Origin of the sequence: Kitasatospora sp. NPDC056783 (assembly GCF_042789895.1) — a bacterium.
Lineage (GTDB): Bacteria > Actinomycetota > Actinomycetes > Streptomycetales > Streptomycetaceae > Kitasatospora.
In genome coordinates, this window is the sequence record NZ_JBHUAF010000022.1 from 20,944 (window position 1) to 44,336 (window position 23,393).

The 23,393-nt window shown below is 71.5% G+C and carries 18 protein-coding genes and 1 rRNA gene; 14 read left to right on the plus strand and 5 right to left on the minus strand.

Features of this window, described 5'->3' with window-relative positions:
* Positions 1-4 precede the first annotated feature (4 nt).
* The 7 genes from nuoL to ACFRMQ_RS05995 all read left to right on the plus strand — a co-directional run bounded on the left by nuoL (position 5) and on the right by ACFRMQ_RS05995 (position 10,654).
* A complete protein-coding gene (nuoL, locus tag ACFRMQ_RS05965; protein ID WP_380727383.1) occupies positions 5-1,918 on the plus strand; it encodes an NADH-quinone oxidoreductase subunit L in 1,914 nt (637 codons plus the stop codon).
* A 34-nt stretch (positions 1,919-1,952) separates the two neighbouring features.
* A complete protein-coding gene (locus ACFRMQ_RS05970) occupies positions 1,953-3,572 on the plus strand; it encodes an NADH-quinone oxidoreductase subunit M (RefSeq protein ID WP_380727385.1) in 1,620 nt (539 codons plus the stop codon).
* A gap of 11 nt (positions 3,573-3,583) precedes the next feature.
* Entirely contained in the window at positions 3,584-5,206 is a 1,623-nt protein-coding gene (gene nuoN, locus ACFRMQ_RS05975; protein ID WP_380727424.1) for an NADH-quinone oxidoreductase subunit NuoN, read from the plus strand.
* A gap of 347 nt (positions 5,207-5,553) precedes the next feature.
* The gene (locus ACFRMQ_RS05980; protein ID WP_380727387.1) at positions 5,554-6,564 is read left to right on the plus strand and encodes a polyprenyl synthetase family protein; all 1,011 of its coding nucleotides are present in this window, start codon (positions 5,554-5,556) and stop codon (positions 6,562-6,564) included.
* A gap of 113 nt (positions 6,565-6,677) precedes the next feature.
* Positions 6,678-7,340: a response regulator gene (locus tag ACFRMQ_RS05985; RefSeq protein WP_380727389.1), complete on the plus strand. Its 663-nt coding sequence runs from the start codon at positions 6,678-6,680 to the stop codon at positions 7,338-7,340.
* Positions 7,341-7,604: 264 nt separating this feature from the next.
* Positions 7,605-9,602 (plus strand): 2-oxoacid:acceptor oxidoreductase subunit alpha, encoded by a 1,998-nt coding sequence (locus ACFRMQ_RS05990; protein ID WP_380727391.1) that lies wholly within the window; start codon positions 7,605-7,607, stop codon positions 9,600-9,602.
* On the plus strand, positions 9,599-10,654 hold the full coding sequence (locus ACFRMQ_RS05995; RefSeq protein ID WP_380727393.1) for a 2-oxoacid:ferredoxin oxidoreductase subunit beta: 1,056 nt from the start codon (positions 9,599-9,601) through the stop codon (positions 10,652-10,654). Before ACFRMQ_RS05990 ends, ACFRMQ_RS05995 begins: the two co-directional genes overlap by 4 nt.
* Positions 10,655-10,723: 69 nt before the next feature.
* On the opposite strand, the gene ACFRMQ_RS06000 is transcribed toward ACFRMQ_RS05995, so the two are convergent.
* The gene (locus ACFRMQ_RS06000; protein ID WP_380727395.1) at positions 10,724-11,110 is read right to left on the minus strand and encodes a VOC family protein; all 387 of its coding nucleotides are present in this window, start codon (positions 11,108-11,110) and stop codon (positions 10,724-10,726) included.
* A 180-nt stretch (positions 11,111-11,290) separates the two neighbouring features.
* On the opposite strand from ACFRMQ_RS06000, the gene ACFRMQ_RS06005 reads away from it, so the two are divergent.
* Genes ACFRMQ_RS06005 through ACFRMQ_RS06020 form a run of 4 tightly spaced genes read left to right on the plus strand, consistent with a single transcriptional unit; the run spans position 11,291 to position 14,321 of the window.
* On the plus strand, positions 11,291-11,587 hold the full coding sequence (locus ACFRMQ_RS06005; RefSeq protein ID WP_380727397.1) for a type VII secretion target: 297 nt from the start codon (positions 11,291-11,293) through the stop codon (positions 11,585-11,587).
* Between the two features lie 26 nt (positions 11,588-11,613).
* A complete protein-coding gene (locus ACFRMQ_RS06010) occupies positions 11,614-13,206 on the plus strand; it encodes a DUF2515 family protein (RefSeq protein WP_380727399.1) in 1,593 nt (530 codons plus the stop codon).
* Positions 13,207-13,232: 26 nt separating this feature from the next.
* The gene (locus ACFRMQ_RS06015; RefSeq protein ID WP_380727401.1) at positions 13,233-13,826 is read left to right on the plus strand and encodes a hypothetical protein; all 594 of its coding nucleotides are present in this window, start codon (positions 13,233-13,235) and stop codon (positions 13,824-13,826) included.
* Positions 13,827-13,838: 12 nt separating this feature from the next.
* Positions 13,839-14,321: a hypothetical protein gene (locus ACFRMQ_RS06020; protein ID WP_380727403.1), complete on the plus strand. Its 483-nt coding sequence runs from the start codon at positions 13,839-13,841 to the stop codon at positions 14,319-14,321.
* A gap of 96 nt (positions 14,322-14,417) precedes the next feature.
* Here the strand turns inward: ACFRMQ_RS06020 and ACFRMQ_RS06025 are convergent, their stop codons facing one another.
* Both ACFRMQ_RS06025 and ACFRMQ_RS06030 read right to left on the minus strand, forming a co-directional pair.
* A complete protein-coding gene (locus tag ACFRMQ_RS06025) occupies positions 14,418-16,040 on the minus strand; it encodes an LCP family protein (RefSeq protein ID WP_380727405.1) in 1,623 nt (540 codons plus the stop codon).
* Positions 16,033-16,359 carry a DUF6542 domain-containing protein gene (locus tag ACFRMQ_RS06030; protein WP_380727407.1) on the minus strand — a complete coding sequence of 109 codons (327 nt, stop codon included), beginning with the start codon at positions 16,357-16,359 and terminating at the stop codon, positions 16,033-16,035. Before ACFRMQ_RS06030 ends, ACFRMQ_RS06025 begins: the two co-directional genes overlap by 8 nt.
* A 498-nt stretch (positions 16,360-16,857) precedes the next feature.
* Here ACFRMQ_RS06030 and ACFRMQ_RS06035 point away from each other — a divergent pair, with 498 nt between their 5' ends.
* Positions 16,858-17,514, plus strand: coding sequence for a TetR/AcrR family transcriptional regulator (locus ACFRMQ_RS06035; protein ID WP_380727409.1), 657 nt, complete (start codon positions 16,858-16,860; stop codon positions 17,512-17,514).
* Positions 17,515-17,543: 29 nt separating this feature from the next.
* Here ACFRMQ_RS06035 and ACFRMQ_RS06040 read toward each other — a convergent pair whose 3' ends face one another.
* The gene (locus ACFRMQ_RS06040; RefSeq protein ID WP_380727411.1) at positions 17,544-20,489 is read right to left on the minus strand and encodes a BTAD domain-containing putative transcriptional regulator; all 2,946 of its coding nucleotides are present in this window, start codon (positions 20,487-20,489) and stop codon (positions 17,544-17,546) included.
* Positions 20,490-20,622: 133 nt separating this feature from the next.
* Between ACFRMQ_RS06040 and ACFRMQ_RS06045 the strand changes: the two genes are divergently transcribed.
* Positions 20,623-22,044: a BTAD domain-containing putative transcriptional regulator gene (locus ACFRMQ_RS06045; protein ID WP_380727413.1), complete on the plus strand. Its 1,422-nt coding sequence runs from the start codon at positions 20,623-20,625 to the stop codon at positions 22,042-22,044.
* 26 nt (positions 22,045-22,070) lie between these two features.
* Here the strand turns inward: ACFRMQ_RS06045 and ACFRMQ_RS06050 are convergent, their stop codons facing one another.
* A complete protein-coding gene (locus ACFRMQ_RS06050; protein ID WP_380727415.1) occupies positions 22,071-22,565 on the minus strand; it encodes a hypothetical protein in 495 nt (164 codons plus the stop codon).
* Between the two features lie 736 nt (positions 22,566-23,301).
* Between ACFRMQ_RS06050 and ACFRMQ_RS06055 the strand changes: the two genes are divergently transcribed.
* A 16S ribosomal RNA gene (locus tag ACFRMQ_RS06055) occupies positions 23,302-23,393 on the plus strand; the annotation flags it as partial.

Here is a 23,393-nt window from a genome sequence, read left to right on the forward strand (position 1 = left end):
CTCGGTGAACTCTCTCATTCCGCTGCTGGTGGCGGCTCCACTGGCCGGCGCCGCCCTGCTGCTGCTCGGCGGCCGGGCGCTGGACCGGTACGGCCACTGGCTGGCCACGGCGCTCGCGGCGCTCTCGTTCGGCTTCGGCCTGGTCCTGTTCTCGGACATGCTCGGCCGTGACGCCGAGCACCGGGCGGTCACCAAGCACCTGTTCAGCTGGATCCCGGTGAACGGCTTCCAGGCCGACATCTCCTTCCGGCTCGACCAGCTGTCGATGACCTTCGTCCTGCTGATCACCGGTGTCGGCACGCTGATCCACCTCTACTCGGTCGGCTACATGGCGCACGACGAGCGCCGTCGCCGCTTCTTCGCGTACCTGAACCTGTTCCTGGCCGCCATGCTGCTGCTGGTGGTCGCCGACAACTACCTGCTGCTGTACTTCGGCTGGGAGGGCGTGGGCCTGGCCTCGTACCTCCTGATCGGCTTCTGGCAGCACAAGCCGAGCGCGGCGACGGCGGCCAAGAAGGCCTTCATCGTCAACCGGGTCGGCGACATGGGCCTGTCCATCGCGATCATGCTGATGTTCACGGAGTTCGGCTCCTTCGCCTTCGGCCCGGTCCTCGGGTCGGCGGGCACGGTCGGGGGCGTGCACGAGGCGAGCGAGGGCAAGCTGACGGCGATCGGCCTGATGCTGCTGCTGGCGGCCTGCGGCAAGTCGGCGCAGGTGCCGTTGCAGTCCTGGCTCGGGGACGCGATGGAGGGCCCGACCCCGGTCTCGGCCCTGATCCACGCGGCCACCATGGTGACCGCAGGGGTCTACCTGATCACCCGTTCCGCGGCGGTCTTCGACCTGGCGCCGGACGCCCGGACCGCCGTGGTGGTGGTCGGCGCGGTCACGCTGCTGTTCGGTGCGGTCGTCGGTTGTGCCAAGGACGACATCAAGAAGGCGCTGGCCGGCTCGACCATGTCGCAGATCGGCTACATGGTGCTGGCGGCGGGCCTGGGGCCGATCGGCTACGTCTTCGCGATCATGCACCTGGTGACCCACGGCTTCTTCAAGGCCGGGCTGTTCCTCGGCGCCGGGTCGGTCATGCACGGCATGAACGACGAGGTGAACATGCGTCACTACGGGGGCCTGCGCACGTACATGCCGTGGACCTTCGGCACGTTCTTCGTCGGCTACCTCGCCATCATCGGCTTCCCGTTCCTGTCCGGCTTCTACTCCAAGGACCGGATCATCGAGGCGGCCTTCGCCAAGGGCGGCACCGAGGGCTGGATCCTCGGGCTGTGCACGCTGGTCGGCGCGGCGGTCACCGCGTTCTACATGACCCGCGTGGTGGTGCTGACCTTCTTCGGCGAGAAGCGCTGGCAGCCGGACGCCGAGGGCAACCTCCCGCACCCCCACGACCCGCCGAAGACCATGCTGATCCCGATGGTGGTCCTGGCCGTCGGCTCGGCCGGCGCGGGCATGCTGTTCGACGTCAACGACAGGTTCCTGAAGTGGCTGGAGCCGGTCACCGGCCACAGCGAGGGCGACTCGCCGCTCGGCGCGTGGACCGTCACCGGGCTGACCACGGCCTGCATGCTGGCCGGCGTCGGCCTCGCGTACCTGATGTACGGGCGCTCGCCGGTCCCGGTGGTGGCGCCGGTCGGCTCCCCGCTCACCCGGGCGGCCCGTCGCGACCTGCTGCAGGACGACTTCAACCACGCCGTGCTGGTGCGGCCGGGCTCGGCGCTCGCCGCGACGCTGGTGTTCTTCGACAGCCGCGGCCTGGACGGCGCGGTGAACGGCCTGGCCGCCGCCATCGGCGGTCTCTCCGGCCGGCTGCGGCGGGTCCAGAACGGCTTCGTCCGTTCGTACGCGCTCTCCATGTTCGGCGGCACGCTGGTGCTGGTCGCCATGACTCTCCTGATGAGGTCCGTCTGATGACTCGTCCTGAATCGCATTGGGAGGTCAGGCCATGAGTGCGCTGCTGACCGTCACCTGCGCCGTCCCGGCGGCCGGCGCGGTGCTGACCGCCGCCCTGCCGGCCGGGTCGAACGAGACCCGGCGCAGGACCACCAAGGCCGTCGCGCTGGGCGTCTCGGCCGTCACCCTGGTGCTGGCCGCCGTGGTGGCGACGCGGTTCGACCCGCACGGCGACCGCTTCCAGCTGACCGAGTCGTACAGCTGGATCCGCTCCTTCGGCATCACCTTCTCGCTCGGGGTCGACGGCATCGGCGCCGTCCTCGCCCTGCTCACGGCGGTGCTGGTGCCGATGGTGATCCTCGCCTCCTGGCACGACGCCGATCCGGGCGCCGCCGGGCCCGACGGCACCTTCGAGAACGCGCGCCGGACCCAGGGCTTCTTCGCCCTGATCCTGGCGGTGGAGGCGATGGTGATCGTCTCCTTCTACGCCGTCGACCTCTTCGTGTTCTACGTGTTCTTCGAAGCCATGCTGATCCCGATGTACTTCCTGATCGGCGGCTTCGGCGACCGGGCCGGCGGCCCCGATTCGGCACGCCAGCGCTCCTACGCGGCCGTGAAGTTCCTGCTCTACAACCTGCTCGGCGGCCTGGTGATGCTGGCCGCCGTGATCGGCCTGTACGTGATCGCGCAGGACCAGGGCTTCGGCACCTTCGACCTGCCGACCCTCACCTCGGCGATCGCCGACGGCCGGCTCCAGCTGAGCGGCACCGCCGAGAAGGCGCTGTTCCTGGGCTTCTTCTTCGCGTTCGCGGTGAAGGCCCCGCTGTGGCCGCTGCACACCTGGCTGCCGAACGCGATGGGCGAGTCCACCGCCGGCACCGCGGTGCTGATCACCGCCGTGGTGGACAAGGTCGGCACCTTCGCGATGCTGCGCTTCTGCCTCGGACTGTTCCCGGACGCCTCGAAGACCTTCGCCCCGGCGATCCTGGTCCTGGCGCTGATCGGGATCGTCTACGGCGCGCTGCTGGCGATCGGCCAGAAGGACATCAAGCGCCTGGTGGCGTACGCGTCGATCTCGCACTTCGGCTTCATCATCATGGGCATCTTCGCCCTGACCAGCCAGGGCCAGAGCGGTGCCACCCTCTACATGGTCAACCACGGCCTGTCCACGGCGGCCTGGATGCTGGTGGCCGGCTTCCTGATCTCGCGCCGCGGTTCGCGGCTGATCGCCGACTACGGCGGCGTGCAGAAGGTCGCCCCGGTGCTCGCCGGGACGTTCCTGATCGGCAGCCTGGCCACCCTGTCGCTGCCCGGCCTCGCCCCGTTCGTCAGCGAGTTCCTGGTGCTGGTGGGCACCTTCACCCGCTACCCGGCGATCGGTGTCGTGGCCACCTTCGGCATCGTGCTGGCGGCGCTGTACGCCCTGCTGCTGTACCAGCGCACCATGACCGGCCCGGTGCGGGACGGGGTGCGGACGATGCCCGACCTCAAGGCCCGCGAACTCGCCGTCGTCACCCCGCTGGTGGCGCTGACCATCCTGCTCGGCGTCTACCCCAAGCCGCTCACCGACCTGGTCAACCCCTCGGTGAACGCGACGCTCTCGCAGGTCCACCAGACCGATCCGGCGCCGGCCCACCCGGTCGCCGCCACCTCAGGAGGTGAGCGGAAGTGAGCGCCACCGCCATGCTCGCCGCCGCGGGCGGCAACACCGCCAGCATCCCGGCGCCGCACATCGAGTACGGCCAACTGTCCCCGATGATCGTGGTGTTCGCCGCCGCCGTGGCCGGCGTCCTGGTCGAGGCCTTCGTGCCCCGCCGGTACCGGCACTGGACCCAGGTGTCGTTGGCCCTGGCCGGGCTGGTCGGCGCCTTCGTCGCGGTGGTGGTGCTGGCCGTGCGGAGCCACGGCTTCACCCGGATCGACCTGCTGGCCATGGAGACGGTCGCGATGGACGGCCCGGCGCTGTTCCTCCAGGGCGTGATCCTGCTGGTCTCGGTGGTCGCGGTGCTCACCTACGCCGAGCGGAAGCTGGAGCCCAAGGCCGGCGGCCTGCCCGCCGACGCCTTCGCCGCCCAGGCCGCCGCCACCCCCGGCGGCGAGCAGGAGCGGGCCGCGATCCGGGCCGGCTTCGCCACCAGCGAGGTCTTCCCGCTCACCATGTTCGCGGTCGCCGGCATGCTGCTGTTCCCCGCCGCCAACGACCTGCTGACCATGTTCGTGGCGCTGGAGGTCTTCTCGCTGCCGCTGTACCTGCTGTGCGCGCTGGCCCGGCGCCGCCGGCTGCTCTCCCAGGAGGCGGCGGTCAAGTACTTCCTGCTCGGCGCCTTCGCCTCGGCGTTCTTCCTGTTCGGCACCGCGCTGCTGTACGGCTACGCGGGCAGCGTGAAGCTCGGCGACATCGGCGACGTCATCTCCGGCAAGGCGATGACCACCCCGGCGCAGCTGAGCACCACCCAGAGCGACGCGCTGGTGCTCACCGGCCTGGCGATGCTGGCGGTCGGCCTGCTGTTCAAGGTCGCCGCGGTGCCGTTCCACTCCTGGACCCCGGACGTCTACCAGGGCGCGCCGACCCCGGTGACCGGCTTCATGGCGGCGGCCACCAAGGTCGCGGCCTTCGGCGCCTTCCTGCGGCTGTTCTACGTGGCCTTCCCGGGTCTGCGGCTGGACTGGCGGCCGGTGATGTGGGGGGTGGCGATCCTCACCATGGTGGTCGGCGCGGTCCTCGCGGTGACCCAGCAGGACGTCAAGCGCCTGCTGGCGTACTCCTCGATCGCGCACGCCGGGTTCATCCTGACCGGCGTGATCGCCGTCAACAAGCAGGGCATCTCCTCGGTGTTGTTCTACCTGCTGGCGTACTCCTTCGTGACGCTCGGCGCGTTCGCCGTGGTCACCCTGGTGCGCGACTCCAAGGGCGAGGCGACCCACCTGTCCAGCTGGGCCGGGCTCGGACGGCGCTCGCCGCTGCTGGCGGCGGTGTTCGCGCTGTTCCTGCTGGCCTTCGCCGGGATTCCGCTGACCTCGGGCTTCACCGGGAAGTTCGCGGTCTTCCAGGCCGCGGCGAGCGGCGGGGCCACCCCGCTGGTGGTCGTCGGTGTGCTGAGCTCGGCGGTGGCGGCGTTCTTCTACATCCGGGTCATCGTGCTGATGTTCTTCTCGGACCCGCAGCCGGGCGGCCCCACGGTGGCGATCCCGAGCGCCTTCACGGCGACCGCGATCGGGGTGGGGGTACTGGTCACGCTGGGCCTCGGACTGCTCCCGCAGTACTTCCTCGACCTGGCATCCAAGGCCTCACTGTTCGTGCGCTGACCTTTTTGCCGATTCCCGGGCCGGTCTTTCCTCCGGCCTTTGTGTCCACGGCTCCAGATCGGGGACCCGTCCGGGCCGCGCTCCGTTCGCGCGGTCCGGACGGCTCTTTGTCGGGGGCCCGCACGGGGGGAGCTCCGGGGGCTCTCCCGCCTTTATTTCCAGCCGAATTCGCCCCCACCGCCGTCCGACCCGTACATCCGTCCTGACCAGGGCATCAAGCCCGATCATGACAGGATCCGCACGCCCGTGCAGTGATCCACTCACGACCGGATACCCTGCCTGTATGGCCAGCGGCGGCACTCAGGGACCAGGCCGCTAGATCGACCAGGGACAGAGGAGTGGTCTTCGTGACCGTCGTGGAACCCTTCGGGCTCAGCGTGCAGGACCGCGACCTGACCCGGGACGTCCAGGCCGGACTGGACGCGGTGGAGGCGGCGCTCGGCGAGGCCGTCAAGAGCGACGTCCCGTTCATCACCGTCACCGCCAGCCACCTCCTCGAGGCCGGCGGCAAGCGCTTCCGTCCGCTGCTCCTGCTGCTGGCCGCCCAGTTCGGCGACCCGGGTGCGCCCGGCGTGGTGCCCGCCGCCGTGGTGGTCGAGCTGACCCACCTGGCCACGCTGTACCACGACGACGTCATGGACGAGGCGCCGGTGCGCCGGGGCGCCCCGAGCGCCAACTCCCGCTGGGACAACTCGGTCGCCATCCTCACCGGCGACTTCCTGTTCTCCCGCGCCTCCCAGGTGCTCGCCGACCTCGGCCCGGAGGCCGTGCGGATGCAGGCCGAGGCCTTCGAGCGGCTGGTCACCGGCCAGATCCTGGAGACCCGCGGCCCCGGCCCGGAGACGGACCCGCTGCTGCACTACCTGGACGTCCTGGAGGGCAAGACCGGCTCGCTGATCGCCGTCTCCTGCCGGATAGGAGCGCTGATGGCCGGTGCCGAGCGCGACCTGGTGGACACCCTCGGCGAGTTCGGCGAGCGGATCGGCATCGCCTTCCAGCTGGCCGACGACGTGCTCGACATCGCCAGCGACGGCCACGAGTCCGGCAAGACCCCCGGCACCGACCTGCGCGAGGGCGTGCCGACCCTGCCGACCCTGCTGCTCCGGCAGATGCCCGCCGACCCGTCCGACCCGGACGACACCCGGCTGCGCGAACTGCTCGACCGGGACCTCGCCGACGACGACCTGCACGCCGAGGCGCTGCGCCTGCTGCGCGCCCACCCCGCGCTGGAGCGCGCCCGCGCCGAGACGCTGCGCCGGGCCGAGGAGGCCCGGGCGCTGCTCGCCCCGCTGCCGGACTGCGCGGCGAAGACGGCCCTGGTGGGCCTCTGCGACGCGGTGGCGATCCGCACCATGTGAGCCGGGGCCGGCCCGGTCCCTCCCGGGGCCGGGGTGCGGCCGCGCCCCGGCTGTCGGCACCTCCGGGATGGGGGAGACTGACTCCCGTCAGCACCCCCTGCCGGAAGGTCGCCATGCGTCGCGTCGTCATCGCCGAGGACTCCGTACTGCTGAGGGAGGGCCTGACCCGGCTGCTCACCGACCGCGGCCTGGAGGTCGTCGCGGGGGTCGGGGACGGCGACGCCCTCGTGAAGACGATCCACGAGCTGGCCGCGGCCGACGCCCTGCCGGACGTGGTGGTCTCCGACGTGCGGATGCCCCCGACCCACACCGACGAGGGCCTGCGCGCCTGCGTCGAGCTGCGCGGCCGCTACCCGCAGCTGGGTGTGCTGGTGCTGTCGCAGTTCGTGGAGGAACGTTACGCCTCGGAGCTGCTGGCGGACTCCACCCGCGGCGTCGGCTACCTGCTCAAGGACCGGGTCGCCGAGGTGCGCGAGTTCGCCGACGCGGTGGTCAGGGTCGCCGAAGGCGGTACCGCGCTGGACCCCGAGGTGGTGCAGCAGCTCTTCAGCCGCAGCCGCAAGGGCGACGTTCTGGCCAATCTCACGCCGCGCGAGCGCGAGGTGCTCGGACTGATGGCGGAGGGCCGCACCAACGCCGCCGTCGCCAAGCAGTTGGTGGTCTCCGACGGAGCGGTGGAGAAGCACGTCAGCAACATCTTCCTCAAGCTGGGTCTGGCCCAGAGTTCGGAGGACCACCGCCGGGTGCTGGCGGTGCTCACCTACCTCAACTCCTGAGGGCGCCGGCCCGCGCTCCCGGGTGACGGGCGGGGGCGCATCTCGGCCATGTGTTCGCTGGGCCCTCGCGCCCGCCCTCCGGAGCCGGAATGATCTCCGCCGGGCGGGTGTTGACATTCATGTGCGGTGCAGTCGCGGGCCGGTGAAATCTGCCGTGGCTCCGGCCGTCGTCGTGTCAGCCCGCATAGGATGCGAGAGGTGCACCAAGCGGACGGGGCACGGGGCCGCGCCTGCGGTGGTGCGCCCACGAGGAGGTCCGCGGCAGTGACCAGTCAGGTCGATCAGTCAGAGGCAGTGGACGGCTCGGACGGCGACGAGGCCCGGAGCGGGAGAGGCGACGCCGGCCCCGGCACGGCCGCGCCCGCCGGTCCAGCCGCCCCGGGCGGCCCACCGGTGAAGGGCGGCAAGCCGATCCGCAGACTCGATCGGGTGATCATCCGCTTCGCCGGAGACTCCGGTGACGGCATGCAGCTCACCGGTGACCGGTTCACCTCGGAGACGGCGTCCTTCGGCAACGACCTGTCGACGCTGCCGAACTTCCCGGCCGAGATCCGGGCACCCGCCGGGACGCTGCCGGGCGTCTCGTCCTTCCAACTGCACTTCGCGGACCACGACATCCTGACGCCGGGCGACGCCCCGAACGTGCTGGTCGCGATGAACCCGGCGGCCCTGAAGGCGAACCTGCCGGACCTGCCGCGCGGCGCCGAGATCATCGTCAACACCGACGAGTTCACCAAGCGCGCCCTGGCCAAGGTCGGTTACCCGGCGGATCCGCTCGGCGACGGCTCGCTGGACGCCTTCCACCTGCACAAGGTGCCGCTGACCACGCTGACCCTGGAAGCGCTCAAGGACAGCGGCCTGGCCCGCAAGGACGCGGAGCGGGCGAAGAACATGTTCGCCCTGGGCCTGCTGTCCTGGATGTACCACCGGCCGACGCAGGGAACGGAGTCGTTCCTGCGCACCAAGTTCGCCAAGAAGCCGCAGATCGCCGAGGCGAACATCAGCGCCTTCCGGGCGGGTTGGAACTTCGGCGAGACCACCGAGTCCTTCGCGGTCTCCTACGAGGTGCCGCCGGCCAAGCTCCCGGCCGGGCGCTACCGCAACATCTCCGGCAACCTCGCCCTGTCCTACGGGCTGATCGCCGCCGCGCAGCGCTGCGGCCTGCCGCTGTACCTGGGCTCGTACCCGATCACCCCGGCCTCGGACATCCTGCACGAGCTGAGCCGGCACAAGAACTTCGGGGTGCGCACCTTCCAGGCGGAGGACGAGATCGCCGGGATCGGGGCCGCGCTGGGCGCCTCGTTCGGCGGGGCGCTGGGAGTGACGACCACTTCCGGGCCCGGGGTCGCGCTGAAGTCGGAGACGATCGGGCTGGCGGTGTCGCTCGAACTGCCGCTGCTGATCGTGGACATCCAGCGCGGAGGCCCGTCCACCGGTCTGCCGACCAAGACCGAGCAGGCGGACCTGCTCCAGGCGATGTTCGGCCGCAACGGCGAGGCGCCGGTGCCGATCGTCGCCCCGGCCACGCCCGCCGAGTGCTTCGACGCGGCCCTGGAGGCGGCCCGGATCGCGGTCACCTACCGCACCCCGGTCTTCCTGCTCTCCGACGGCTACCTGGCCAACGGCTCGGAGCCCTGGCGCATCCCCGCCGTCGATGAACTTCCTCAGGTCGACCCGGAGTTCGCGACCGGACCGAACCGCGAGGACGGCTCCTTCTGGCCCTACCTGCGGGACCCGCGAACGCTGGCCCGGCCCTGGGCACTACCCGGTACGCCCGGTCTCGAACACCGGATCGGCGGCATCGAGAAGCAGGACGGCACCGGCAACATCTCCTACGACCCGGCCAACCACGACTTCATGGTCCGCACCCGCCAGGCCAAGATCGACGGCATCACCGTCAAGCCCCTGGAGGTGGACGACCCGAGCGGCGACGCCCGGGTGCTGGTGCTCGGCTGGGGCTCGACCTACGGGCCGATCACCGCCGCGGTGCGCCGGGTGCGCGCCGACGGCGGCGAGGTCGCCCAGGCCCACCTGCGCAACCTCAACCCGTTCCCCGCCAACCTGGGTACGGTGCTGCGCAGTTACGAGAAGGTCATCGTGCCCGAGATGAACCTGGGGCAGCTGGCCCTGCTGCTGCGGGCGAAGTACCTGGTGGACGCCGAGTCCTACAACCAGGTCCGCGGACTGCCCTTCAAGTCCGCCCAGTTGGCGGACGTGCTGTCGGCCGCGATCGGCACCCTGGACGAGGAGGACCACCGATGAGCGAGCACGCCTTCCCCTCCCTGAGCCTCGTCCCCAAGGCCGAAGGGCCGCAGAGCGCCAGGGACTTCAAGACCGACCAGGAAGTGCGCTGGTGCCCCGGCTGCGGCGACTACGCGATCCTGGCCGCCGTCCAGTCCTTCATGCCCGAGCTCGGCATCAAGCGCGAGAACACCGTCTTCGTCTCCGGCATCGGCTGCTCCTCGCGGTTCCCGTACTACATGAACACCTACGGGGTGCACTCGATCCACGGCCGGGCGCCGGCGATCGCGACCGGGCTGGCCTCCTCGCGCCAGGACCTGAGCGTGTGGGTGGTGACCGGGGACGGCGACGCGCTGTCGATCGGAGGCAACCACCTGATCCACGCCCTGCGGCGGAACGTCAATCTGAAGATTCTGCTGTTCAACAACCGGATCTACGGCCTCACCAAGGGCCAGTACTCGCCGACCAGCGAACTCGGCAAGATCACCAAGTCCACCCCGATGGGCTCCCTGGACGCCCCGTTCAACCCGCTGTCGCTGGCGATCGGTGCCGAGGCCACCTTCGTGGCGCGCACCATCGACTCCGACCGCCAGCACCTCCAGTCCGTGCTGCGCGAGGCCGCCCGGCACCGGGGCACGGCCCTGGTGGAGATCTACCAGAACTGCAACATCTTCAACGACGGCGCCTTCGAGGTCCTGAAGGAGCCGGGCAGCCGGGACGAGGCGCTGATCCGGCTCGACCACGGCCGGCCCATCCGCTTCGGCGCCGACCTGGCCAACGGCGTCTTCCGCGGCCCGGGCGGCGAACTGATCACCGCCCCCGTCACCGCGGACAACGAGGCGGACGTCCTGGTCCACGACGCCCACGCAGCCAGCCCCGCCACCGCCTTCGCCCTCTCCCGCATCGCCGACGCCGACACCCTCCACCACACCCCGATCGGTGTGCTCCGCAGCGTCGAGCGTCCCGTCTACGACGAGCTGATGGCCGATCAACTGGCGGCGGCCACCAGCCGGAGCGGGCCCGGCGACCTCGCCGCCCTGCTCGGCGGCAACGACACCTGGACGGTGGACTGACCGCCGCCGGCGAAGCACAACGGCGCCCCCTCTCCAGACGGTCGGGAGAGGGGGCGCCGTTCTGCGCGCCTACTGCTGGGGCTTGACCCACTCGACCAGTTCGATCGCCACCCCGTTCGGGTCGGTGACCTGGAAGAGCTTCTCGCCCCACGGTTCCTCGCGCAGCGGCAGGGTGATCGCGACCCCTTCCTCGCGCAGTCGCCGCTCCTCGGCGGCGACGTCCTCGACGACGAACGCCAGGATCACGCCGTCCGCGAGGCGGTGGCGCTGCTCCTCGGGCAGCACGTCGAGCCCGCGCCGCAGGTAGGCGACGGCCACCCCGCCGCCGGGGTGGACGACCGAGACGAAGCCGTCGGCGGACATGTCCTCGGTGTAGCCGAAGTGCCGCTTGAGGAAGGCGGCGGACGCGGTGACGTCCTCGACGGTCAGGGAGACGGCGGTCTTGGTGATCTGCAAGGAAGGACCCTCTCGTCGGTACCCGTAACGATTATCCCGTACGCAGTACACTATACATAGTACGGAGAAAATCGCCAGGGGATTCGCGCGTGATCGCGCCCGTGTTCGAGAAAGCCCGGCGGCGAGCCGCACGGCGCGGTTAGGGTCGGGTCACCGCATCGAGCACTGGGGGGCGATCCGATGGCGGGTACCGGATTCGAGGTCTCGCAGGAACAGTTGAGGTCCGCGGCGGCCAACGCCTCGTCCATCGCCGCCGGTCTGGCCGCGCCGGTGCAGACCGCCGGCACGGCTTCGGGCGCGGCCGGGACGGCCCTCGGGGGATGGCAGGTGGCAGGTCAACTGGCCGCCGTGGTCACCGCCTGGACGCAGGGCGTGGAGAAGATCCGCACGGCGCTCGGGGCGGACGAGGAATCGCTCCGCAAGGCGGCCGACAACTACGGCACGACCGAGCAGGGGAACGCCGGAGCGTTCCAGTAGGGCGACAGGGGAAGGGGGGAGCTCCCGTGGTGGACTTCGCGCGCCTGCGCGACGTGAAGCTGGAGCCGGTGACGGAAGCCGGCAAGGACTGGCAGGCCGTCGCCAAATCGTTCGACCAGGCGCGGCAGCACATCGAGGAGTCGGTGCTGCGGCCGCTCGGGACGTGGACGGGGCCGGCCGCGACCGGCGCCCGGCACTCCTTCGGCCAGCAGGAGTTGCAGCTCCAGGTGGCCGCGCTGGAACTCCAGGCGGTCGAAAGGGTGCTGACCGGCTTCGTCCAGGCGGTCATCACCGCCCAGCAGGAACTCCAGTACGCGCTGACGGAGGCGAGCCGACGCGGCCTCGCGGTCGACGCGAACGGCACGGTCACCGCGACCCCGACACCGGTGGAGCAGCTGCCGAAGAACGCGGCGCTCCGCCAGGAAGCCGCGGACTCCTACCGGACCGAGTCCGCCTACGCCGTCACCCTCACCGCCGACATCGCCGCCGCCGTCCAGGCGGCCACCCAGGCCGACGCCAAGTGCGCGGCCGAACTCGGAAAACTGGCGGGGGAGTCCAAGCTCCTCGACGGCTGGGGGCGGACGGGACTCGTGGGCGCGGTCCAAGCGGCCGCCAAGGACCTCGGCGAGGCCACCAGGCTCGCCGGCTCGGTCGAGGGGGACGCCATCCCCACCGATCCGGCCGCCCGGGCAGCCTGGTGGGGCGGGCTGACGCCGGACCAGCGCAACCAGTTCCTGGACGCGGCGCCGTGGAAGGTCCAGGGCCTGCCCGGCGTGCCGACGCTGGAGGACTACTACAAGCAACTCGCCCTGAAACGGGCCGGGATAGACCCGTCGAAGTGGGACCCGGATAAGGGCCTGGACTTCAACGACGAGACCGTGCGGAAGGTCTACGCCTGGTACCAGAAGATGTGGGACGAGAACCCGGACTTCCAGTGGGCCGGGATGGCCAAGCTGGCCGGGGCGCCGGTGTACGGGGGACTGCACGACCTCGACGAGATCATCAAGGGCGCGGACATCGGCGGGCTGACCCTTCCTCCTCCGGCGGGGCTGCTGAGCGGCCTCGGCACGGACGAGGTGCAGTGGTTCCAGAACAAGTTCCTGAACATGCAGAAGGACATCTTCGACGACGTCGGCTCGATGCACGCCGCGTACCAGCAGTACGGCGTGGAGGGCATCGAGGCGTTGTGGCAGCAGAAGCCGGACAAGTACCCGAAAGAACTGGTCGATGCCTGGAAGGACATCGACTCGGGCGACCCCAAACGGGTGGCGGCGGGAAACGCGGCCCTGCTGGAACGTGAGCAGACCAAGGTGCTGCCGACCTCGTACGGGGAAGTGGAGGGCCATCACGGTCCGGTCGGAGAGTTGTTCTCCGAGGTGCTGTCGGGCATGACCGAGTCGCCGATACCCGGTGGCAAGTCCTTCAACGGCTACTACGGCGGCCAGTGGTCGACCTGGTGGGACGACCGGTACGTGACCGACACGAACGACCGGATGGACTGGATCCGCAAGGACATGCTGCCCAAGTACCAGCAGATCCTGGCGAATCCGCTGGAGGCGAAGAAGCTCATCGACACCCCCTTGCTCGACCGGGCGGACCAGTACGAGGTGCTGCCGTGACATCGGAGGCCCGTCGACGGCTCCTGGTGGCGTTGCTGGTGGTGCTGCTCGTCGGTGGGTGCTACCTGGTGAACGAGCGACCGCGTCCGGTCCACTGGGATCTGCGGAACTCGCACCGAGGCGCCGATGTCGGGGCCGAGCTGGAGCCGCACAGCGGCCACGACTTCACGAACCTGGGTCCGGTGGACATCGATCTGCCGGGTGGTCAACGCTTTCATGCCGACAGGATGGCGCTCATGGTGGCGGCCACCCACGACGACGCCGAGAACATCGACGAACTCATCGGCTGGTATCCAGGGATGCCGCTCGACAAGGGGTACCGGACGGCCTTGGAGCTCGCCCGGCAGTTCGGTCTGAAGTCCGACAGGATCGAGGACTTCCGCCGGAACGTGCTCGATGATCTGGCGAAGGGCGACCGGGTCCGGCTTGGTGAGGAGGACGGCGGGACCGATGTTCGGCTGTTGACTCCGAACGGCCCACTCGTCGGCGTCAGCCTCAGGTACGAGACCGTCAACAACGGCCAGCCTGTGACGGTCAGGATCAGTTTCGCCTGGGGCGACAACCTGCGACTCACACTCCGGGACCAGGCCACCCAGTCCCCGTCCCCGACCGCGCCCTGATTCGGAGCCTCCGTGTCCCACGATGAAGCCGTCCGGTCGGCGGCCGTCACCTGGAACCTCCGCGGCGGCCACCTGCGCGGCGATGTCGGCTGGCCCGGGAACGTCCGGCGCCGCTGGCGCATCCCCACCGTCGCCGCGACCATCGCGCTGCCGGGCGGACGCTGGTTCACCGGGCGGGTGGAGCTGCTGGCCACCGCCGAGGGGGAGGCGATCGACCTGGTCAGCGCGACCTTCCCGGCCGCCACGGTGGACGACGCCTACCGGCTGTCGGGTGAGCTGGCCGCGTACTGGGGGCTGCCGGCCGAGCCGCTGGAGGTCTGGTACCGGGAGGTCCGGGCGGGGCTGGCGGCGGGGCGGCGGATCAACGGGTTCGGTTTGAGCATCCGGGGTCCGCGACTGGAGGAGCCGTCCGGGCCGACGGTGAACCTGGTGTTCCTCTTCGCGCCCGGCAGCCCGCGGCCGGTGCGGCCCGCGCTGTACTTCGAGTGGTCCTGACCGGTGCCCCGCGGGGTTCGGCGGGGCACCGGGCGGTCGGCGCAGGCACGGATCGAAAGCAGGCCGGAGGCGGGTCTGGAACAGGCGGGATGCGGGTCAGAAGACGCAGGGGATGCCGCCGTCGGACTCCGCGTCGACCATGGGGCCCTGCTGGGCCACGTTGGTGTCCGGGGCGGGCGGGGCACTGGCGGCGGGCTTGTCGCCCGCGACTCCGGTGAAGGTGCTGCCGAGGGTGACGACGACGTGCTCGGCGCCGGTGGCGGCGGACTCGGTGGCGGTCACGCCGTAGCGGGCGGCGATCTGGTCGGCGGCCTCCTTGGCGCCCTTGCCGTAGACGACGGTGGTGGCCTTCTGCTTGCTGCCGGCCGGGCCGGTCCTCCCCTCCTTGAACCCCATCGCGACCAGCGCCTTGGCCTCCGAGGCGGAGGTGACGCCGGCGGCCGTGGAAGCGTTGAAGACGTCCACGGTGACGGGCTTGGCGGCGGCCGGGGGCGGGGTCGTGGCCGGCTGAGCGGGGGCTGCGGGGGACGCGGGGGCCGCAGGGGCGGCGCTCTCGTCGGTCGGGGCCGGGACGGGGCTGGTGTCCGCGTAGCCGAAGAGCTGCTTGACGATCTTCTGGACCTGCGGCGGGCTGACGATGTTGACGTCCTGGCCGTTGACCCTCTTGAGCTCGGCGACCGGGAGGGTGCGGAACTCCGCGTTGCCGCCGGTGAGGTTGGGGGCCTGCTGGGCGAAGTCCAGGACGTTCCACTCGTTGTCGATGACGAGGTCCTTCTGCACCACGGTCATCAGCTCCTGCATCTTGCCGAGGTCGCCGACGATGCCCTTCTGCTTCAGGTTGTGCACGACGGAGGAGATGAAGGCCTGCTGGCGGTGGGTGCGGGCGAAGTCGCTGTCGTTGCCGTCGCCGCCGTCGAGGTTGTGGCGCTGACGGACGAAGGAGAGCGCCTGTGAGGCGTTGAGCTTGTTGATGCCCTTGTGGAAGTCGGCCCCGGAGCCCTGGCCCTCCATGGCCGGGTCCTTGGTGTCGTGGGTGAGGCAGACCTCGATCGGCTGGAGGGCCTTGGCGATGTCGTAGAAGCCCATCAGGTTGACCTCGGCGATGTGGTCGATGGGCTGGTCGAGGAACTTCTGGACGGTCTGGATGGTCGACGCGCGCCCGGCGTCGCGGCCGGCCTTCTCCAGGTCCGCGCCCTTGAGTCCCTTGGCCTGGAGGGCCGGCGTGGCCTTGTCCTTGGCCTCGCCGTACGCCTCCTTGATCTTGCGCATGCCGGCCTGCTTGCCGTCGGCGCCGTAGGTCATGACGTAGTCGTCGCGTGGGATCGAGACGGCCTGCACCTTGCCGCCGTTCGCCGGTATGTGCAGCAGGATCAGGGAGTTGGTGTTGTAGCCGCCGATGTCGGAGCTGTGGCCGGCGTGCAGTTCGTCCTGGACGAACTCGGGCGGGAGGTCGGTGCCGTCCATGTTCTTGCGGCTGTCCAGGCCGATCAGCAACAGGTTGACCGAGTTGTCCAGGTGCTTGGGCGCGTTCTTCTTGGTCTCGGCGATGACGTTGGAGGTGGTCATCCCGTCGGTGAGCTGCTTGTACTCGTACCAGACCACCCCGCTGGCGGCGAACACCGCCAGCCCGACGGTGCAGGCCACCACCCGGCTCGCGACCAGCAGGGGGGAGGGGCGGCGGGCCTTGGTACGGCGGGCGTCCCCGGCGTTGTCAGCCATGCTGCCTCCTCCTCGCCCGGACCAGCCGGACCGCGATCACGATGACGGCCGCGGCGGCGGCCTCGGCCATCACGGGAAAGCCGTGCACCACCCACTTCGCCGCGCCGGTGGCCAGCCCCTTGCCCAGGTACCGGTCGCGGTGGGCGGCCAGCTCGACGGCGGCCGTCACGCCCAGGACGACCAGCGGCGAGGCGGTGAGCACCCACCACCAGCCGTTGCGGCCGCTCAGGGCCGCAGCCAGGCCGGTGCCGAGCACCGCGCTCACCGCGAAGGTCAAGCCCATGCCGGGGCCGGAGAGTTCGTCGACCACGGCGCCCACGACCGGCAGTCCGACGGCGACGACCGCGGGCAGCGTGGGGCCGGGGCGCAGGGGGCGCGGGCGGCCGGTGGGTCCGCCGTCCGTCGTCCGCCGTCGTGCTACTTGGTCGGCTGACCGTCCTCGCTGCCCCGCCACGCCCTCACCCCCGGTGTTCCCGTGTCCCGCGCGCCGCGGTGGCGCCTGTGCCGCTCGTCGTCCGGTCGTCCCTGGGTCAGAACGTCCTTTTGCACTCAAGTCGGACTGTCCGGCTGTCCGGAAGTCCGCTCATGGTGCTGCCAGTTCTGGACGCTGGTTCGGGGCGGCCGGTTCCGGTGCGGGGTTCGACGTGCCGCGGCCGGGGAGGGGCGCTTCCGCTTAGCCTCTACACGGGTGTAGAAGTCGTACGCAGCATAGAGCACGCCTGTTCAGTGGCAAGCCCGGGTCCGCTGCGCCTGGATAAACTACACCGAGTAGTTTACTTGAGGGTCGGCCGGTGGGCCGACGGAGAAGGAGAGGGCCGTGGCGGCGACGGGCGGAGCGGGACGGCCGGAGAAGCGCGAGGCGATCACGCGGGCCGCGGCGGTGGTGTTCGGGCGCGAGGGGTACGTCCGGGCCGGCATGGACGCGATCGCGGCCGAGGCCGGGGTGTCCAAGCGGACCGTCTACAACCACTTCCCCGACAAGGAGACCCTCTTCCTGTCGGTGGCTCTGCGGAACTCGGCCGAACTGGCCGAGCTGATCAGCGAGTTGATGGCGAAGCACCTCGTTCGGGTGGTGGACCTGCGCCAGGGGCTGATCGACTTCGCCGTCGAGCGGGCCCGTGTCGTCCTCTCCGCCGGTGAGCACGGTGAGCACGGTGAGCACGGGGCGCTCGGCCGGGCGATCCGGGCCGAGGTGGCCAACATCCCGGCGGACGTCCTGGAAGCCTGGCTGGAAGCCGGGCCGGTGGCCTCCCAGCGTGAGCTCGCGGCGCACTTCGAGGCGCTCGGCGAGCGCGGGCTGCTCACGGTCGAGGACGCCGGGCTGGCCGCCGAGCGGTTCACGCTGCTGACTTTCCACGGCATCGCCGAGCGCTCCTTCTGGGGGGCGCTCCCGGTGGCGGACGGGGAGACCGGGCGGATCGCGGCGGACGGCGTGGACGCCTTCCTGCGGATTCACGGCGCTCAGCGGCGTTGAGACGGGAGGGGCCGGCATCGACCTCGTGTCTACCGCTCCAGCAGCGCCCTGACCTGCGCCGATTCCTCCCGGAGGCCCAGCCGCTCGTACACCTCCAGGGAGTCGGCCAGGCAGGCCCGGGCCTGGCGCGGCCGGCCGAGGCCCGTGAGCGCGGTGCCGAGGGTGCGCAGCAGGGCGGCCTCCAGGGCGGCGCTGGTGCGGCGGGCGAGCGGGAGGACGGCCTCGGCGGCGTCGACGGCGAGCAGCCATCGCCCGGCCTCGGCGTGGATGCGGGCGGCGAGGTCGCCGGCCGCGGCGGCGAAGACGGTGACCTGGAGGGTGGTGAACTCCTCGCGGGCGGCGGCGGCGTGGGCGAGCGCCTCCTCCGGGTCGCCGCACAGCCGCAGCACCCGGGCGAGGTAGTAGCGGCCGGTGGCGGCGGAGACCGGGCCGGAGCGGCTCATCAGGTGGGCGCTGCGTTCGGCGGCGGCCCGGGCCTCGTCGAGGCGTCCGGTCTGGGCAGCGCTGAAGGCGAACTCGCCGAGCGCGCTGCCCTCGGCGCGCTGGGCGTCGAGGCGGTGGAACAGGTCGGCGGCGCGGCCGGCGTGCTCGGCCGCCTCGGCGTAGCGGCCGTGCGTCCGGGCGTTGCTGCCGAGGGTGATCAAGGCCTTGGCGAGGACGCGTTCGGTGCGCTCGTCCTGTTCGGCCAGGGCGACGGCCAGGCGGATCTCCTCCTCGGACTCGGCGTAGCGGTTGATGTGCCAGAGCATGCTGCCGCGCAGGTAGCGGGCGAGGGCGAGCGGCCCGGGCTCGCCGCGGGAGGCGGCCTGTCGGGCGAGGTGTCCGGCGAGCTCGACGATGACGCCGGTCCGGGTGCGTTCGGGAAGGATGGCGCCCATCCGGTCGGCGAGTTCGGCGGCGCGGTCGAGCGGCAGGGCCGGGTCGGCACAGGCGAGGGCGATGACGGCGGCGTGGACGTCGGCCTGGTCGCGCATCCAGCGGACGGCTTCGGAGCCGTCCGCGACGGTCCGGCCCGGGGCCGTGACGGAGGCGCCGAGCAGGCTGAGTTCGGCCTGGTCGGCCTTGCGGGCGGCGCGGTCGGCGTTGCGGGCGGTGGCGAGGCAGAAGTCGAGCAGCCGGTCGAGGGCGGCGGTGCGTCCGGCGGGGCCGTCCTCGACGGCGAGCCGGCCGCGGGCGTAGGCGCGGACGAGGTCGTGGTAGCCGTAGCGGCCGAAGCGGGGGGAGTGCAGCAGGTTGAGGTCGACCAGGGTTTCGAGCAGGTCGTCGGTCTCGGCCTCGGTGCGGTCGAGCAGGGCGGCGGCGCAGGACAGCGGGATGTCGGGCGCGTCGGGCATCGCCAACAGGCGGAAGGCTCGGGCGAGTTCGGGATCGAGTCGGTGGTAGGAGAGCGCGAAGGTGGCTTCGACAGTGCGTTCGCCGTCGCTGAGTTCGGCCAGCCGGTGCTCGTCGCGCAGCCCTTCGGCGAGGGCGGCGAGGGTGAGGGCCGGGTCGGCGGCGAGCCGTGAGGCGACGATCCGGACCGCCAGCGGCAGCAGCCCGCAGGCCTGGACGACCTCCTCGGCGGCGGCGGGTTCGGCGGCGACGCGCTCGGCGCCGACGATCCGGGTGAGCAGTTCGAGGGCGTGCTCGGCGGGAAAGGTGTCCAGGCGCATCTGGTGGGCTCCGGCGAGGCCGGTCAGCCGGTGGCGGCTGGTGACGAGGACGGCGCAGCCGGCCGAGCCGGGCAGCAGCGGCTCGACGTGGCCGGGGGTGGCGGCGTTGTCGAGGACGACCAGGACGCGCCGGCCGGCCAGGGCGGAGCGGTAGAGCGCGCTGCGCTCCCCGGTGTCCGGTGGGACGTCCGCGGGGTCGACGCCGAGGGCGCGCAGGAACCCGGCGAGGACGGTGCCCGGGTCGGGCGGGGTGCGGTCCTCGCCGCGCAGGTCGGCGAAGAGCTGCCCGTCGGGGAAGCGGGCGCGGACCAGCCGGGCGGTGTGCACGGCGAGGGTGGTCTTGCCGACGCCGCCCATGCCGTCCAGGGCGGAGACGACGACGGCGCGCCCGCCGGCCGCCGAGAGCTGGTCGGCGAGGGTCTCGACCTCCTCGGTGCGACCGGTGAAGTCGGTCAGGCCGGAGGGGAGTTGGTCGGGGGACTGCCGGCCGGTGGCGGTGGCGGTGGCGGTGGCGTCGGTGGGGCCGGTGGGGCCGGTGGCGGCGTGCGCGGGCAGCAGGGAGGCGTCCTCGCGCAGGATGCGCAACTGGAGGTCGGCGGGGGCGCTCCTGCCGGGCGGGAGCCAGGCGCGGGCGTCCTCGTACACGGCGAGCGCCTCGGCCTTGCGGCCCGCCTGGTAGAGGGCGCGCATCAGGACGGCGGTGAGCCGGGGGCGGCCGGGGTGCTCCAGGGCGAAGGCGGCGATCGCCGCGGTGAGGTCGGTGCGGTCGCCGAGGTCGGCGTCCAGCTCCCGTTCCGTCTCGTCGGCCGAGATCCGCTGCTCGGTGAGGCGGGCGCGGACGGCCTCGGCGTGCGGTCCGGGCAGCCCGGCCAGCGGTTCGCCGACCCACAGCCGGTGGGCGCGCCGCAGCACCTCCCGGACCTCCTGCGGCGGCGCGTCCGCTTCGCGCAGCCGTCCGGCTTCGGCGAGCAGGGCGTCCCACTCGGCCGTGTCCAGCCGGGCCCCGGCCGCCTTGAACGCGTAGCCGTCGCCGATCCGGACCAGCGGCATCCGGTCGGGATCGTCCCCGGTGTACGGCCGGAACGCGCTGCGCAGCCGGGAGACGGCGAGTTGGACGGCCTTGCGCGGATCGGCCGGCGCGGCCCCGCCCCACACCCCCTCGACCAGCACCGGGACGGCCACCGTCCGCCCGGCGGCGTCCAGCAGCACGGCGAGCACGGCCCGCTGCTGCGGTCTGCCCAACTCCAGTTCCCGCTCCCCGTACCAGGCCCGCAGCGGCCCCAGCAGTCCGAACCGCAGTCCGGTGCCCCCCATGTCACCCATGCCAGTCCCCGAAAGTCGTTCTGCGCCGGGATCCCGCCACTTCCGTCCGGACGGCGAGGTCCCCGTACCCCGGCGGCCTATTCTCTGTCACGGATTGTGTACCCGATGGCGGGCTTCGAGGAGTGGGTGGGCCGTGGCCCTGGTGTTCAGCCTGCTGGGGCCGCTGCGGGCGCGGTGCGACGGTCGGGAGCTCGACCTCGGCCGACCGCAGCAGCGGGCCGTGCTCGCGGCGCTGTTGATACCGCCGGGGCAGCTGGTTTCCACGGATCGGCTGGTCGAGGACCTGTGGGGGACGGACGAGACCTGCTGGCCGAAGGATCCGGTGGGGCAGATCGGCACCCACGTCCACCGGCTGCGACGTGCGCTGGGCGCACCCGGGCTGCTGGTCGGGGCGTCCGGCGGATACCGGCTGGAGGTGCCGCGCACGGCGGTGGACCTCTTCCGGCACGAGGCCGAGGTGACGGAGGCCGTCGCACTGCGTCACCAGGAACCGCAGCGGGCGCGCGAACTGCTGGCACGGGCGCTGGGGGCCTGGGAGGGGACCCGTGCGCTGGACGGCGTGCCCGGGGCGTTCGCCGCGCGCGTCCGGGAGCGGCTGGCGGCCGGGCGGTTCGCGACGGTGAAGGCGCTGCTCGACCTGGACCTGGCGCTCGGCCGGCACGCCGAGGCGCTGGAGCCGCTGGCCGGGCTGGCGGCCTCGCACCCGCAGGACGAGGAGGTGCACCGGCTGCACCTGCTGGCGCTGCACCGCTGCGGGCGGACGGCGGAGGCTCTGGCGGGGTACGAGGCGCTGCGGGAGCGGCTGGACGGGGAACTGGGCCTGGAACCCGCCCCGGCGCTGGTCGAGCTGGCCGAGCGGATCAGGCGGGGCGAGGCACCGGTGCTCCTGCGGCGGCTGCCGAGGCCGCAACAGTTGCCGCCGGACATCCCGGACCTGGTCGGGCGGGCGGCGCAGGTGCGGGAGGCGGAGCGGGCGCTGCGGGCGGGCGGTGCGCCGGTACTGGGGCTGTCGGGGCCGGCGGGCAGCGGCGCCTCGGCGCTGGCGGTACACGTCGCGCACAGTGTTCAGGACGCCTTCCCGGACGGACAGCTGTACACGGGCGGCGGCGGGACGGGCGCGGTGCTCGCCGGGTTCCTGCGGGCGCTGGGGGAACGGCCGGCGCCGGGCGCGGACGTCGACGAACTCGGCGCCCGCTACCGGGAGGCGCTCGCCGGGCGTCGGGTGCTGGTGCTGCTCGACGGCGTGGCGGACCCCGGGCCGATGCTGCCCGTCACGGCGGGTTGCGCGGTGGTGGTCGCCGGAGCGGAACCGGGCACGCTGCCCGGGGACGCCGTGCGGCTGGCGGTGGGACCGCTGGAGCCTCACGACGCCTACGAGCTGCTGGCCCGGATCGTCGGCGCGGAACGCGTCCGGCAGGAGCCGGACGCGGTGGCGGAGGTGGCCGCGCTCTGCGGCCACCTGCCGGTGCTGCTACGAGCGGCGGCGACGCGCCTCGCGGCCCGGCCGCGCTGGGCGGTGGCCGACCTCGTCAGGTGGCTCGCCGAGCGGGGCTGAGGGCTTCCTCTCCTTTGGGCCTCTCTTTAGTAGGGGTCCGAGGAGCCCAGCCGGAGGGTGAGCTGGTGCATGAAGAAGTTGGTGCTGCCCTGGCCCAGCTCGATGTGGAGACCGCCGCCGCTGTGCACGCGGAGGGAGGCCACGCCGGGCCCGGTCTTGAAGACGTTGTTGGTCCAGCAGACCTTGTTGCCGGCGCCGTAGACGACGAAGTTCCCGTCGCCCTGCATGATCGCCCGGTCGCCGCAGCCGGCCGTGCGGGTGGCCCACGGGGCGGTGGTGACGCCGTTCGAGCCGGTGACGTACAGGACCAGGTTCCCGTCGCCCTGCATGATCAGCTGGGTGTCGCCGGCGGTGAGCCACTGGTTCTTGTAGAGGATTCCCGGTTCGTTCATCCAGGCCTCCTGGTAGCCGTCGGCCGCCGCGTTCCCCGCGCCGACCAACGTCGCGGTCAGCGCCAGCGCGGCGGTCGCCGTCCCGACGGCCAGTCGCCGGACCTTCTTCATCGTCTTCATGGTCTTCATGCCCCGTGAACCCTCTCTTGTGCTCGTGCTGCTCGTGCGGTCGGTGGCCACGAGATCCCCGTGGCGTCCGATGGGAGTGATGGTGGGAGGCGGCGGTAGACAAACGATGAACGCCGCGTCTTGGCGCGGTCGGCCTTCCCCGGGCCGTTTGGCTTGGGCCCGGCGGAGGAGTACTGTTCTCTAGTCGCTCGACAGGGAGCACCGGACACGCATCGGCGCGGACGGTCCCGGAGCGGCCAATCCTCTGAAACACCACTTCCCGGTTCGGTCCGGGTCGCTTCGTCGTTTTCGCGTGGCGGCCTGGCGCTTATTCGGCGTGCTCGTTTTATTGGGTTGCGGCCGGATTCGCTTTTCGGAGCGGGGATCGGCTAGAGTTTGAAACGTCGGACAGGGCGTCAAGCCCCGGAAGACACCGGCGAGTTGGATGAACGAAGCCCCGGAAACGGAGCGGAAAACATCTGATAAGCTGGGAACACGAAAGAACGAAGCCCGGAGGGCCTGCTGGAAGGCAGTCCGAAGGAAGCGTCCGTTCCTTGAGAACTCAACAGCGTGCCAAAAGTCAACGCCAGATATGTTGACATCCCCGGCCTCGGTCATTGCGACTGGGGTTGGAGATTCCTTTTGAAACAAACACTAGCGAGGACGCAGTGCGCGGGACCGCCCTATTCCGGTGGTTGCCGTGCCGCTCAACGCGAGTGTGGACCCGCGCTTTTCATTAAGCACTGTCGGGTAAACATTCACGGAGAGTTTGATCCTGGCTCAGGACGAACGCTGGCGGCGTGCTTAACACATGCAAGTCGAACGGTGAAGCCCTTCGGGGTGGATCAG